At 65.0% G+C, this 13,341-nt stretch carries 16 protein-coding genes; 8 read left to right on the forward strand and 8 right to left on the reverse strand.

Annotated elements, in window-relative coordinates; genetic code table 11:
- Nucleotides 1–53 precede the first annotated feature (53 nt).
- Complete coding sequence (locus DACI_RS22190; RefSeq protein WP_012206208.1) at nt 54–950, forward strand: LysR family transcriptional regulator; 897 nt, start codon at nt 54–56, stop codon at nt 948–950.
- Here DACI_RS22190 and DACI_RS22195 read toward each other — a convergent pair.
- Genes DACI_RS22195 through DACI_RS22220 form a run of 6 tightly spaced genes read right to left on the reverse strand, consistent with a single transcriptional unit; the run spans nt 922 to nt 6,438 of the window.
- Nucleotides 922–2,883, reverse strand: coding sequence for a hybrid sensor histidine kinase/response regulator (locus DACI_RS22195; RefSeq protein ID WP_012206209.1), 1,962 nt, complete (start codon nt 2,881–2,883; stop codon nt 922–924). The genes DACI_RS22190 and DACI_RS22195 overlap by 29 nt on opposite strands.
- A 45-nt stretch (nt 2,884–2,928) precedes the next feature.
- Nucleotides 2,929–3,789, reverse strand: coding sequence for a sensor histidine kinase (locus DACI_RS22200; protein WP_012206210.1), 861 nt, complete (start codon nt 3,787–3,789; stop codon nt 2,929–2,931).
- Entirely contained in the window at nt 3,786–4,772 is a 987-nt protein-coding gene (locus DACI_RS22205) for an ATP-binding protein (RefSeq protein WP_232244034.1), read from the reverse strand. The genes DACI_RS22200 and DACI_RS22205 overlap by 4 nt, the downstream gene beginning before the upstream one ends.
- A 47-nt stretch (nt 4,773–4,819) precedes the next feature.
- On the reverse strand, nt 4,820–5,224 hold the full coding sequence (locus tag DACI_RS22210) for an anti-sigma regulatory factor (RefSeq protein WP_012206212.1): 405 nt from the start codon (nt 5,222–5,224) through the stop codon (nt 4,820–4,822).
- Complete coding sequence (locus DACI_RS22215; protein ID WP_012206213.1) at nt 5,214–5,588, reverse strand: STAS domain-containing protein; 375 nt, start codon at nt 5,586–5,588, stop codon at nt 5,214–5,216. Before DACI_RS22215 ends, DACI_RS22210 begins: the two co-directional genes overlap by 11 nt.
- Before the next feature lie 7 nt (nt 5,589–5,595).
- Nucleotides 5,596–6,438 (reverse strand): STAS domain-containing protein, encoded by an 843-nt coding sequence (locus tag DACI_RS22220; RefSeq protein ID WP_012206214.1) that lies wholly within the window; start codon nt 6,436–6,438, stop codon nt 5,596–5,598.
- Between the two features lie 451 nt (nt 6,439–6,889).
- Here DACI_RS22220 and DACI_RS22225 point away from each other — a divergent pair, with 451 nt between their 5' ends.
- Complete coding sequence (locus DACI_RS22225; protein ID WP_012206215.1) at nt 6,890–7,591, forward strand: pentapeptide repeat-containing protein; 702 nt, start codon at nt 6,890–6,892, stop codon at nt 7,589–7,591.
- 35 nt (nt 7,592–7,626) lie between these two features.
- Here the strand turns inward: DACI_RS22225 and DACI_RS22230 are convergent, their stop codons facing one another.
- Both DACI_RS22230 and DACI_RS22235 read right to left on the reverse strand, forming a co-directional pair.
- Nucleotides 7,627–8,127: a hypothetical protein gene (locus DACI_RS22230; RefSeq protein ID WP_157059694.1), complete on the reverse strand. Its 501-nt coding sequence runs from the start codon at nt 8,125–8,127 to the stop codon at nt 7,627–7,629.
- Between the two features lie 103 nt (nt 8,128–8,230).
- Entirely contained in the window at nt 8,231–8,494 is a 264-nt protein-coding gene (locus DACI_RS22235; protein ID WP_043782279.1) for a VF530 family protein, read from the reverse strand.
- Between the two features lie 206 nt (nt 8,495–8,700).
- On the opposite strand from DACI_RS22235, the gene DACI_RS22240 reads away from it, so the two are divergent.
- The 6 genes from DACI_RS22240 (at nt 8,701) to DACI_RS22260 (ending at nt 13,298) form a co-directional block, all read left to right on the forward strand.
- On the forward strand, nt 8,701–10,257 hold the full coding sequence (locus DACI_RS22240) for a methyl-accepting chemotaxis protein (protein WP_012206217.1): 1,557 nt from the start codon (nt 8,701–8,703) through the stop codon (nt 10,255–10,257).
- Between the two features lie 26 nt (nt 10,258–10,283).
- On the forward strand, nt 10,284–10,589 hold the full coding sequence (locus tag DACI_RS22245) for an NIPSNAP family protein (RefSeq protein WP_012206218.1): 306 nt from the start codon (nt 10,284–10,286) through the stop codon (nt 10,587–10,589).
- 112 nt (nt 10,590–10,701) lie between these two features.
- Nucleotides 10,702–11,694 carry an ABC transporter substrate-binding protein gene (locus DACI_RS22250; RefSeq protein ID WP_012206219.1) on the forward strand — a complete coding sequence of 331 codons (993 nt, stop codon included), beginning with the start codon at nt 10,702–10,704 and terminating at the stop codon, nt 11,692–11,694.
- Nucleotides 11,695–11,713: 19 nt separating this feature from the next.
- The gene (locus DACI_RS32625) at nt 11,714–12,067 is read left to right on the forward strand and encodes a hypothetical protein (RefSeq protein ID WP_225970980.1); all 354 of its coding nucleotides are present in this window, start codon (nt 11,714–11,716) and stop codon (nt 12,065–12,067) included.
- Between the two features lie 32 nt (nt 12,068–12,099).
- The gene (locus tag DACI_RS32630) at nt 12,100–12,576 is read left to right on the forward strand and encodes an ABC transporter permease (protein WP_232244033.1); all 477 of its coding nucleotides are present in this window, start codon (nt 12,100–12,102) and stop codon (nt 12,574–12,576) included.
- Entirely contained in the window at nt 12,573–13,298 is a 726-nt protein-coding gene (locus tag DACI_RS22260) for an ABC transporter ATP-binding protein (RefSeq protein WP_012206220.1), read from the forward strand. The genes DACI_RS32630 and DACI_RS22260 overlap by 4 nt, the downstream gene beginning before the upstream one ends.
- The last annotated feature ends 43 nt before the right edge of the window (nt 13,299–13,341 follow it).

Genomic DNA, 13,341 nt, shown 5'->3' on the forward strand with positions numbered 1-13,341 from the left:
AAACGCAGCGATTTCGCTCTACAGTGCTGCAAATCTGCATCACCAAAACCGCCATGAACTGGGATGACACCCGCATCTTTCTCGCGCTGACGCGCACGCCCTCCCTGCGCGCCGCCGCGCGCAGCCTGGGCGTGGACCAGGCCACCGTGGGCCGGCGCCTGAACGCGCTGGAGGCCGAGCTGGGCAGCAAGCTGTTTTTGCGCGCCAGGGATGGCTACCTGCTCACCGCCGCCGGCGAGGCCGCGCTGGGCGCCGCGCGGCGCATGGAAGGCGCGGCGCTGGACCTGCGCACGCGCATCGAGGGGCTGGACGACAGCCCGGCCGGCCTGGTGCGCGTGACCAGCACCGACTCGATCGCCACCGAATTCCTGCTGCCCGCCATCGAGCGCCTGCAGCAGCGCTGGCCCGGCATCCGCGTGGATCTGGAGGTATCCACGCACATGCTGAACCTGGGCCGCCGCCAGGCCGATATCGCGTTTCGCAACGTTCGCCCCGAGGCACCCGAGCTGGTGGTGCGCCGCGTGGTCGCCTGGCCCGTGGGACTGTTTGCGAGCGCAGCCTACGTGGCGCGCTTTGGCCAGCCGTCGGCAGAGGACGAATTGCGCGGCCACCACCTCGTGGTCTATGGCCCTTTTCTGGAACAGCGGCCCGTTCCCACCATGGTCGATGTGCCCGCGCGCCATGCCCGGATCGCCATGGCCGCCAACTCCAGCCTGCTGGTGCGCAAGGCCGTGGCGGCCGGCATCGGCCTGGGCGAAATGCCCGTGAGCATGGGCGAGCGCGAAGGCCTGCTGCGCATCTGGCCCCAGCGCCAGCGCTCGGACGACTACGAGGTCTGGCAGGTCATGCACCCCGATCTGCAGCGCACGACAAGGGTGCGCGTCACGGCCGAGTTCCTGGCCCAGGCGCTGGGCCAGACGATCAGCCCTGCCCCAGCAGCACCCGGATGAGGAGGTGCGGCTGCAGCGGCTTTTCCAGATATTGGTCAAAGCCTGCCTGCAGCGCCTGGGTGCGGTCCTGCTCGCGGGCAAAGGCGCTGAGCGCCACGATCTTTACCTGTCTTGTTCCGCCAAAGTGCGCGGCCTCCGCTTCGCGCAGGGCCTTGACCAGCTGGAACCCGTCCTTTCCCGGCAGCCCTATGTCGCTGACGATGAGGCTGGGCCACTGCGCCTGGACCAGGGCCATGGCCTGGTCGAAGTTCTCGGCACTCCTGACGGTGGCGCCCTGGTCGGTCAGCACCACTTTCAGTATTTCGCTGGTGTCCGCATTGTCTTCAACGATGACGATGTCCTTGCCTTCCAGGGATTCGCCATTTTCAAGATGCGCATTCATCGGGTCGGCCTGGGAGGCGCTTGCCTCGTGCAGCGGAATCTCCACCCGCATGGTGACGCCACGGCCCACGCCTTCGCTGTGGGCACGCACGGTGCCCCCATGCAGCTCCACCAGGTGCTTGACGATGGACAGCCCCAATCCCAGGCCGGAATGCCCACGGGTGGCGGGGGCGGAGGCCTGCGAGAAGCGCTCGAAGACATGCGGAAGGAATTCAGGCGCGATGCCCACGCCCTCGTCCGCCACGCTCATCACCAGGCTTTCGTCACTGATTTCAAGGCCCACCTTCACCACGCTGCGCGCATTGGAGAACTTGATGGCGTTGGAGACCAGGTTCCACAGGATTTGCTGGAATCGCGTGACATCGATCCAAGCCATGATGTCATCGGACGGCGCCTCGAACTGCAGGGTGATGTTCTTGTCGGCAGCGTTGTCGCGCAACGGCTCCAGGCTTTGCACGGCCAATGAGCAGACATTGACCTCCTCGCGGTGCAGATTGAGTTTTCCCGTCGTCAGGCGCGAGATATCCAGAATGTCCGCAATGATGCGGCTTTGCGCCTTCACGCCTTTCTCGATGGCATCTATGCCTTTCTTGAGCATGGCCTCGCTGAGGTTGGCGCGCTTGAGCAAATGCGTGCCCCCGTTGAGCAGGGACAGCGGCGTGCGCAGTTCATGCGAGAGCACGGCGACAAAATCATCCTTGGTGCGGCTGATGCGCTCTGCGGCCACGCGCGCCGCCTGCTCCTGCTCCAGCATCTGCTGGCGCTGCCTCTCGAACTCCAGGGACTCCGTCAGGTCCTGGGCCACGGCCAGGCGGATGCCGGGCTCGATGGGATCGGAGAACTTCCAGGAGATCAGGCGCTCCTGCCCGTCTGCCGGGAGGATGGGGAACTCGCCGCGCCAGGACTTTTCGGGGTCTTCTGCCAATTGCTGCGCAGCTTTTTCCCGAACGGCCTGCGGAACAAAGCCGGCCAGCGGCTTGCCCGCCAGGTCATCAATGCCGCGCTGCAGCAGTGCCTGCGCCTGGGAGTTGGCATCGCTGATCAGGCCGTCGGCGCTGACCAGCATCATGGCCGCCGGCGCCTGGTCATAGATGGCGCGAAAGCGTGACTCGCTGCGGCGCAGCCCGTCTTCCGCCAGGCGTGCGCGGATCAGGGCATGCAGCGTGGCAATCAGCAGCTGCGGCTCCACGGGGTGCACCATGTAGGCGTCGGCCCCGGCGTTGAGGCCCGCCACCTGGTGGTTGCTTTGCACATACTCGGCCGACAGGTGCACCACGGGAATCAGGCTGGTATGCCGCGCACCGCGGATGGTGCGGCATACGTCGAAGCCCGAGATATCGGGCAAGTGCACATCCAGCACCACGGCTGCCACGCCGGTCTCCGACAGGGCAATGGCCTTTTCCCCGGTTTCCGCCTCGACCGTCTGGAATCCCGCCGCCCTGATGACCCGTGCCGTGGAGTAGCGCGTGGCAGGGTTGTCGTCAACGACAAGAATGGTGTGCAGGCTTCGGTCGAATGAGGGAAGAATCATTCCAGTCGTGTTCTTGGGCATGATGTTCCTGTTGTTTTTGATGGGATGAAGACCGGCTTGGCCGTATCAGGCCTTCAGATCCTTGGTATCGACCGGAAGATGCGCGGGAACGATCACGGAAAAGGTAGAGCCTTCGCCCAGGGCGCTTTGCACTTCCACCCAGCCCCCCAGAAGCTGTGCCAGCTGCTTGGACAGGGCCAGGCCCAGGCCCGTGCCCCGCAGGCGCTTCTGGATGGGTGAATCGACCTGGGTAAAGTCATTGAAAATCGCGTCGTGGAATTCCGAGGCGATGCCTATGCCGGTATCCGCCACCGAGAATTTCACCAGCATGTCCCCCACCAGTTCTGCCGACACCTTGATCTCGCCCTGCGGCGTGAATTTCAGTGCATTGGAGATGAAGTTTCTGAGGATCTGCGAGAGCTTGCGGTTGTCGGTGTAGAAGCGCGGCAGATCACCGGGCTCTTCGAACACCAGGCTCAACTCCACGTTGTCCGCCATGGCCTTGAACATGCCGCGCAAGGCGGCAAACAAATCCATCATCTCGAACCAGCCCGGCGAGATTTCCAGGCGGCCCGCCTCGATCTTGGCCAGGTCGAGCAGGTCGTTGACCATCTCGGAAAACTCGGCGGCGGTTTCCTGGATGAAGCCGACCTGCCGGGTCTGCTCGGTGGTGAGCGGTCCATCCACATGGTCCAGCAGCAGGCGCGCGTTGCTGCGGATGGCGCCTATGGGCGTGCGGAACTCATGGCTCATGTAGGAGAGGAAATGGCTCTTGAGTTCGGTGGCCTTGCGCAGCTTCTCGGCCTGCACATCCAGCTCGCCGTAGAGCGCGACCACGCCGCGATTGGTCTCGTCCAGCTCCTCGCGCAAGGACCTGATCTCGGCGCGGCACAGTTCCAGTTCAGCTTTGAGATCGTCTTCGTTCATTGCGCTTCCTCGGCCTTGAGGACGACCACGGTGGCGTCATCCCTGCTGCGGGTGTTGTGCCAGAGAAGGCAGGCGGCCAGCAGGCCGGGGTCCCTGCCCAGCAGGCCCGCATAGTCCTCATGCTTCCAGCGGGCAGACACGCCGTCGGAGTGCAGCACCAGAACGCCATGGTCAAGGCTGGAGCAGTCGGCCACCCTGGGCCGCGAGATCTGTACACCTGCCGTGCCGTGCTGGCTGCTCAGGGAAAGGCTGGCCACGCCATTGAAAAGCCTGCCACTGATGTTTCCCGCACCGCAGCTGTGCACGGTCTGTGCGCCGAAGCGCACCGCCAACAGGGCCGCCCCGCGCGTGCCGCGCAGCGCTGCATGGGCCTGGGCCACGAACTCCTCCAGCGGCATGGCGGCATCGGCACCGCCGTTCCCGTTCCCATTCCAGTTCTGCGACGCAAAGACATCGACCGCCGCACGGGCCGCCTCGCCCGCCAGCGGTCCATGGCCCAGGCCATCGGCCACCAGCACCTCGGCCAGCCCCGCGCCCGACCTGACCGCCCAGGCGTCGCCGCTGATGGTCTCGGGCGCAACGGCCAGGCAAACGGCGCCCATGCGCAGCGACAGTGCCGACGGCGCCCTGCGGCCTTCGCGCAGCCGCGCCAGGCTTACCGTGCCGGTGGCTTCGGAGACGACAAAGAAGTCGTCTGCCACCCTGGAGATGGCCCCCAGGCCCGTGCCCGGCGAGCCCGAGCCGGTGCTCACCCCGTCCTGCATGGCGGTGGCGATGTCCTCGATGCCCGGGCCGCGGTCGACACAGATGATTTCGATGTCGTGCAGGGGCGGCCGCTCGGCTATCCAGATTTCAGCATCCCGGGCATGCCGCACCAGGTTGGTGGCCAGCTCGGTCGCCACCAGCGCAGAACGGCCCATGTCCTCGTCGCCCCAGCCCATGTCGGAGGCCAGTGCAACCACATGGCGCCTGACCTCACCCACACGGCTCGCATCGCCTATTGGAAATGAACGATGGGTCCAGCCCCGGGTTACTTCCACTTGGTGATACTCACTCGTGTGCCCTGACCCAGCTCGGTTTCTATCTTGAAATCATTCACCAGCCGCTTGCTTCCCGGCAGGCCCAGGCCCATTCCCATGCCGGTGGTGAAACCATCGGTCATGGCCATTTTCAGATCCTTGATTCCAGGCCCTGTGTCTTCAAAAATCAATTGCAAGGCCTGTTTTCCATTGACTTCGATGATGGCCCAGTTCATGTGGCCACCTTTTCCATGAATCAGCGTATTGCGGGACAGCTCGCTTGCAGCGGTAATCATCTTTGTCTGATCGACCAGCGAGAACTTCAGCATCTGGCAAAGCGAGCGCACCGTTTGGCGCGTGGCAACAATCTGCTGCTCGTTTTGTAACGGCATTTGGCCGCTGCGATCATGTTCCAAGGGTGGCTCCCGACTGCTGGGCCCGCAAAAGGGCCATTCCCCTCTCGACGGTCATCGCCGTCCTGACCCCGCCAAGGGACAGGCCCAACTCCACCAGGGTGATTGCAACGGCAGGCTGCATGCCCACCACAACGGTGGCGGCAGACAGGATGCGGGCAATGCCCGAGATGGTCACCAGCATGCGCCCGACGAAGGAGTCCACCACCTCCAGCGCCGAGATATCGATCATGACGCCGCTGGCGCCCGTGCTCGCGATGCGCTCGGCCAGGTCGTCCTGGAGCGCCAGCGCCGTCTGGTCCTGCATGTCGATCTGGATGGAAACCAGCAGCACATCGCCCATGCGCAGGATTGGAATGCGGTCCATGGATGGCTCACTCCTGTGTCTGGCGGGTGATGCGCCAGCCGGTCTTGCCCATGGCCAGCTTGAGCGCCTCGGCCAGCGTGGCCTTGGTGGTGATGTCGCGCATGTCGATGCCCAGGTGCACGATGGTCTGGGCAATCTGGGGCCGGATGCCGCTGATGATGCAGTCCGCGCCCATCAGGCGAATGGCCGTCACGGTGCGCAGCAGGTGCTGGGCCACCAGCGTGTCCACCGTGGGCACGCCGGTGATGTCGATGATGGCCAGCTCAGACTCGGTCGACACCAGGCTTTGCAGCAAGGACTCCATCACCACCTGGGTGCGGTTGCTGTCCAGCGTGCCGATCAGCGGAATGGCCAGCACCCCCTCCCACAGCTTGACGACGGGGGTGGACAGCTCCAGCAGCTCTTCCTGCTGGCGGATGATGATCTCCTCGCGTGCCTGCTGGAAGCTGCTGACCGTGTGCTGGGCCATGTTGTCCACCAGCACGGTGGCACTCCAGATTTCCTGGATGGCCGCAGCAGGATCGCCCGACAGCCCGCGCTGGATGTGTGCGAACAGCGGCTTTTTCAGCGACAGGATGAACTGGCTGGTTTCACCGGCACGCTGGCCCTGGGCGGCGCGGGTGCGGGACAGCTCGGCCAGCAGGCGCCGCGCGGGATTCCAGCCCTCGTCCGAAAACCTTTGCGGATCGGCGCCGGAAGCGAAGGCGCCCACAATGGCGTTGATAATCCCGCGCGCATCTTTTTCAGCATTCTTCCCGAGCGTGGAATCACCCACGCTGGCCTGGGCCATCCAATCATGGATCAAGGCATCAATATCATTTTGGAGTGTTTGCTGGATAATTCCGGTCATAGATATTTGCTGGATTTCAAATAAATTATTCGTTGAGGCTGCCAGAGAACTGCATTGGTGAAAATACAGATGGTGTACCAACCATGTTTTTCTACAGATTATTCACTGATGCCCTCGCCACACGAGACACAATTTGTAATATCAAATGGCATCTTCCTGTAAGGGTTTTTCGACAGATGCATGTCCGCCAAGCCGCCAGCTGGTCAGCAAGCCCCCGGCCAGCAAGCTCCCGGTAAGCAGCCACGGGTGACATGGGCACGCCGGTTCCGCCCTTCCTGGAGGGCGCAACCGGCGCGGGAAGCAGCCCGCAAACCGTGTGCTCACAGGTTTTCTCATCCGTCAAACTGCGCAATGCATGCCCTTGGAAAATTCCAAGGGCATTTCACACCTGGGCGCGGCAAGGCCATACACTGCCCAGCCTTTCTGAAATACGCCATGCCTGATATTGACCATGCATACAACGCCTTCCACAAAAACCATCGTCAATCAGATTATTGATCAGGACAGTCTATCGGAGCTATTGAAACAAGAAGCCTCTCATGGCCTGGTTTTCGAGCAATGCGAATTCGATGGATTGAATCTCCATCAACTCGATTTGCAGGGCGCGCAATTTGTGGAGTGCAGTTTTGCCGACACCTGCTTTGAAAGCTGCCAACTGGCCGGCACCCGCTGGCTGCATTGCAAGGCGGGCCGCGCCGATTTTCGGCTGGCCAACCTGACGGACGCCCTGTTTTGCCAGAGCGACCTGAACAACACCAACTGGGAATTGGCCAAGCTGGCCTCAGCGCGCTTTCTTGAAGTCAAGCTGACCGGCGCCAGGTTTGGCGGTGCGCAAACCCTGGGCATTGATTTTCATGAGTCCCTGCTGATTGGTGCCGATCTGCGCGGCGTGTCCTTCCGCAAGAAAACGCTGGAGGGCCTGAACTTCAGCGATGCCGATCTGGCCGGCTGCGACTTCCGCGATGCCGTTTTCCACAAGGCAAGCCTGCGCGATGCCCACCTCAAGAATGCCCGGTTCGATGGCGCGGACCTGCGCTCGGCGGACTTGCGCGGCTTGACGATTGCCTCGCTCAGCCAGCATTTCAAGGGCAGCCTGATCTCGCATGAGCAGGCTGCCGAGCTGGTGGGCGGGCTGGGCGTGCGCGTGATGTGAAGTCGAGGCGGGTGCGCCGCCACCGCCATCCGCACTCAGTAAACGATGTCGTGCTCGTACAGCAGCCTGGAGATGTCCTTGGGCACAAAGCCTGTCAGCAGCGAGTTCTCGTCCAGCAGATTGATGAACTCCCCCGCCGTGCAGGACTTGGAGTGGTCAATGATGAAGTCCAGGAACTCCTCGCTGACGCGGTCACCGTCCTGCTCGAAGGACCAGCTGTGCTCCTGGCCGCCCGATTGGAAGCGCAGCGTGACGGTGTCGCCCTCCATGCCGGATTCGATGCCCTCATAGCCGATGGCGCCACCGCAAGCCTTGGCGAAGCGCTTGAGCAGGGCCACGTAGTCTTCGTCGGCATCGTTGTCTTCGCCAATGCCGCCATCGAACAATTTGACCTGGGCGGCCTTGGTGTGCTGGCGCAGTGCCGCCATCAAGGCGTACTCGTCCTCGATGGAGGCGATGTCGAAATCCGCAGGCACGATGCCGTGCGTCTTCATGGCGGAGGCAATCACGGCGACAGGGTTCTGGCTCTGGGTCATGGTGGTGTCTGGAAGGGTTGCGGGATCGGAGACGGTGCCGATGATAGGCACAGCCTGTGCCTGCGCACTGGACATCTTGTCCGGTGGCATCCGGCTTGCGCCTTCAGTCTGTGGAAGCGGGCCTGCGCCTGTCCTTGCGCAGCATGTCCAGATAGAGCGCTTCCACCTTCTCGCGCGCCCAGGGCGTCTTGCGCAGGAACTTGAGGCTGGAGCTGACGCTGGGGTCCAGCGTGAAGCAGCGCACCGGAACCTGCCGTGCCAGGGCGGGCCAGCCATAGCGGGCCTCCAGGGCACGGACGATGGCTTCGAGCGTGACGCCGTGCAGCGGATTGCGGGGCTGGGCGGCGGGGGACGGAGTTTCTTGCATGGGGTGATTCTCCCTTGTGATGGACCGCAAGCCTGGCAGTGCGGTGCACGCGCCGGTGCCGAGGTTGGCAGCGGCAGGACAGGTTCGGCAGAAACGGGGCCGCGCCGGCACTGTGCGAGCGCGGAAAAATTTGTAAACACATGAAACCAAAGAAGAAGTTTATGTAGCATTCACGGCGTCCCTGCCTCTTCTTCGAACCCGCTTCCATGCCTGCCCTGTCCCTTCGCCAGAAACTGCTGGCTCCGCTGGTTTTCTGCCTGCTGGCGCTGCTTGCGCTGACCCTGTTCAACGCCTACCAGGCACGCAGCAAGGCCTATGAGGCCCGGCAGCAGGCGCTGCGGGACTTTGTCGATTCGGCAGACAGCCTGATTGCCGCCATTGCGGCAGAGGCCAAGGCCGGCAAGCTGCCTGAAGAAGACGCCAAGGCCACGGCCATTGCCCGCGTGGGGCAGCTGCGCTATGCCGGTGGTGCGGGCTACATCACCAGCATCACGACGGATTCCGTGGTGCTGAACAACCCCGCAAGCCCGGGCATCAACGGCAAGAACATGGCCGGCTTCCAGGACGCGAAGGGCAGCTACCTCTACCGCAACATTGCCGCCGTGGGCGCTTCTGCCCAGGGCAACGGCTACCTCACCTACTGGTGGCCCCGTCCCGGCGCGAAGGAGCCCAGCGAGAAGCTGGCCTATGCCAAGCGATCCACCTCCTGGAACTGGGACCTGATCGCGGGTGACTATGTGGATGACATCCAGCAGGCCTTCATCGCCACCATCATCAAGTCGGTGGCGGCGCTGGCGGTGCTGGGCGCACTGCTGTCGTTGATCGCCTGGATGGTCACGCGCAGCGTGCTCCAGGCCATCGGCGGAGAGCCGGCCGTAGCAGCAGCGATCGCCAACCGCATCGCCGCCGGGGATCTGTCGCAAACCGGGCTGGAGGGGACATCGCACGCACCGGAAGGCAGCGTGATCGCGGCGGTGCAGCGCATGAGCGAGCAGCTGCGCCAACTGGTGACGCGCATCCATGACACGGCGGGCATCATCCACCGCTCGGCCGGCGAGATCGCCACGGGCAGCCTGGACCTGTCGCAGCGCACGGAGCAGCAGGCCAGCTCGCTGGAGGAAACGGCGGCGTCCATGGAGCAGTTGACCGCCACCGTGCACCAGAACGCGGAAAACGCGCAGCAGGCAAGCCAGATCGCCTCGGGCGCCTGCGCGGTGGCCGAGCGCGGCGGCACCGTGGTGGACCAGGTGGTGAGCACAATGGGCGAGATCAATACCTCGTCGCGCCGCGTGGTGGACATCATCGGCGTGATCGACGGCATCGCCTTCCAGACCAACATCCTCGCGCTGAACGCGGCCGTGGAGGCTGCGCGCGCTGGCGACCAGGGGCGCGGCTTCGCGGTCGTGGCGGGTGAGGTGCGCACCCTGGCGCAGCGCAGCGCCTCGGCCGCGCGCGAGATCAAGACGCTGATCCAGGCCTCGGTGGAGCGTGTGGATGCCGGCGCCACCCTGGTGGACCAGGCCGGGCAGACCATGCGCGAAGTGGTCACCACGGTGCGCAACATCACAGGCATCGTGACCGAGATCGCCTCGGCCAGCCGCGAGCAAAGCACCGGCATCGAGCAGGTGGGCCATGCCGTGACCGACATGGACCGCGTGACCCAGCAGAACGCCGCACTGGTGGAGCAGTCCTCGGCCGCCACGCAGGTGCTGCAGCAGGAGTCGGAGAAGCTCTCCCGCCTGACGGCATCGTTCAAACTCTAGGCTTCGCTTCCCTTCTCTTTTCAGACATGATCACCTGCTACCTGCGCTACATCATCGACCCGTTCAAGGCCAAGGAATTCGAGGAGTACGGCAAGACCTGGATTCCGCTGGTCGAGAAATTCGGCGGCAAGCACCACGGCTACTTCCTGCCGTCCGAAGGCGCCAACAATGTGGCGCTGGCCATGTTCAGCTTCCCCAGCATGGCGCTGTACGAGGAGTACCGCATCAAGTCCATGCAGGACCCCGAGTGCCAGGCCGCCTTCCGCTACGCGGAGGACACGCGCTGCATCCTGAGCTACGAGCGCAGCTTCATGCGCCCGGTGTTCGGCTGAACCTCCCCCCGCGCCACGTCCATGTGCGTGGCGCGCGTTTGCAAATACGGAATCGGTATTTTCACAACTGAAGCACGCTAACTAGCATCCATCCCATTGCAATCTTTTGAGGATGGAGCGCGTGAACAAGCGTCGTTTCCTGCTGGCCGGCCCTTCCCTGCTGGCCGCTGCCGCCCTGGCTTCCACCACCGCCGCGCGGGCTGCGGCCGACCCCAGGACCCGATTGGTCGTCGCCGACCAGAGCGAGCTGCTGCGCCACCTGCTGGATGCCAGCGGCGAGCGCAAGCGCCTGGGCTTTCAGCTGGAGCTGCCCAACTTCGCGGGCGGCCCGGCCATCTTCGAGGCCATACGCGCAGGCGCGCTGGACATTGCCTATGTGGGCGACACGCCGCCCATCCAGGCGCGCGCCGCCGGCGTGCAGCTGCCCATCATCGCCACCTTCACGCGCGAGCGCGCCCAGTACCGGCTGGTGCAGCGCGCCGATGCAGGCATAGAGCGCCTGGCCGACCTGCGCGGCAAGCGCCTGAGCTATGTGGAAGGCTCGGGCCGCCAGGTCTTCCTGATCGAGGCATTGACACGCGCGGGCCTGACGCTGGCCGACGTGAAGCTGGTCAACCTGCGCGTGGCCGAACTCAACGACGCGCTGCGCGCCAAGGCCGTGGACGTGGCCGTGCTCATGGAGCCCCATGTCACGCGCCTGGGCAAGCAGATCGGCGCGCGGCCCGTGCCCGATCCGCAGGAGCGCACGCTGCTGCCCGCCACCTCGTACATCTACGCACGGCCCGACGTGCTGGCCGACCCGGCCAAGTCCCAGGCCATCGTCGATTTCCTGGGCGCCTTCGTGCGCGCAGGCAAGTGGAGCAATGGCCACGAGCAGGAATGGGGCCGCCACTACTACACGCAGTTCCAGCGCATCGATGCGGAGAGCACGGCGGCCATCCTGGCATCGCAGTCCGACCTGCTGTTCCAGACGGCCGCCGAGGCGCAACCCCACCACCAGAAGCTGATCGACATCCTGCACGCCGCCGGCAGCCTGCCCCAGCGGCTGGATGCGGCCGGCTCCTTCGTGTCCACCTACGACCGCGTGATCGTGGCCAACCGATGAACCGGCCAGAAAACACACGATGACGCAAGCGCAACTGGACATCAACACGGCCGGTCTGGCACCGGCCACCGCAGCAACCGCTCAATACGCGCCCGCCACCCGGGCCGCCGTGCAACTGGTGCCCGCGCGCCTGTCGCAGGGCGCGCTGCTGGTGGGCCCCGGCCTGCTGCTGGTGCTGTGGGAGGCGGCCTCGCGCCTGGGCTGGCTGTCGCCCGAGACGCTGACCGCGCCCTCGCAGGCCCTGGTCGCCGGCTACGGCATGGTGGCCGACGGCAGCCTGCTGCCCCACCTGCTGGCATCGGCAGGCCGTGCCTACAGCGGGTTGCTGCTGGGCGTGGTGGCTGGCGTGCTGCTGGCCCTGGCTCGGGCCTGACGCGCACGGGCGAGGCCCTGCTCGACGGCCTGGTGCAGATCAAGCGCGCCGTGCCCACGCTGGCGCTGATTCCCCTGGCCATCATCTGGCTGGGCATTGGCGAGTCCATGAAGATCTTTCTGATCTTCACGGCCGTGCTGGTGCCCGTCTACATCAACACCCACGCGGCCCTGCGCGGCATCGACATCGGCCATGTGGAGCTGGCCCAGACCCTGGGCCTGTCGCGCGCCGAATTCATCCGCAAGGTGGCGCTGCCGGGCGCACTGCCGGGCTTCTTCGTGGGCCTGCGCATTGCCGTGTCACTGTGCTGGACGGCGCTGGTGGTGCTGGAGCTGATCAACACGCAGACCGGCATCGGCTACCTCATGAACCGCGCCCGCGACTGGGGGCAGACCGATGTGATCGTGGTGGGCATCCTCATCTACGCCCTGCTGGGCCTGCTGTCCGACGCCGTGGTGCGCCGCATCGAGGCGCATGTGCTGTCCTACCGGAGGTCGCTGGGATCATGAGCCATCACCCCACCCCGGGCGCCGTGCGGCTGCAGCGCTTCACGCGCAGCTTTGGCGGCAAGAACGTGCTGGACGCCATCGACCTGGACATTGCCCCGGGCCAGTTCGTGGCCCTGCTGGGCGAGTCCGGCTCGGGCAAGACCACCTTGCTGCGCGCGCTCGCCGGGCTGGACGGCCATGCGCAGTCCAGCGGCGCGGCCAGTGCGCAGGGCAATGTGTCCGTGCTGTTCCAGGACGCGCGCCTGCTGCCCTGGCTGTCGGTGCTGGACAACCTCACGCTGGGGCTGGACGCCCGCGCCGTGCTGCCTGCAGCCGAGCAGATCCTGCACGACGTGGGCCTGCAGGACAAGGCTGGCGCCTGGCCCGCCACGCTGTCGGGCGGCCAGAAGCAGCGCGCATCGCTGGCCCGCAGCCTGCTGCGCGACCCGCACGTGCTGCTGGCCGACGAGCCCTTCGGCGCGCTGGACGCGCTCACGCGCATGCGCATGCACGGACTGCTGCTGCGCCTGGTCGAGCGCATACGGCCCACGGTCATCCTCGTCACGCACGACGTGGACGAATCCCTGCTGCTGGCCGACCGCATCCTGGTGCTCAGGGACGGCCGCATCGCCGAGGACCATGCCGTGGGCCTGCCCCATCCCCGCCGCCCCGACCATCCTGCCTTCATGCAGCTGCGCGCCACCTTGCTGCGCAGCCTGGGCGTCGAGACAGAGATCGCCTGACGCCGGCCCCGCCCGCGAAACAACCCACACAACAAAGGACTGC

It is taken from the genome of Delftia acidovorans SPH-1 (assembly GCF_000018665.1).
Taxonomy (GTDB): Bacteria; Pseudomonadota; Gammaproteobacteria; order Burkholderiales; family Burkholderiaceae_C; genus Comamonas; species Comamonas acidovorans.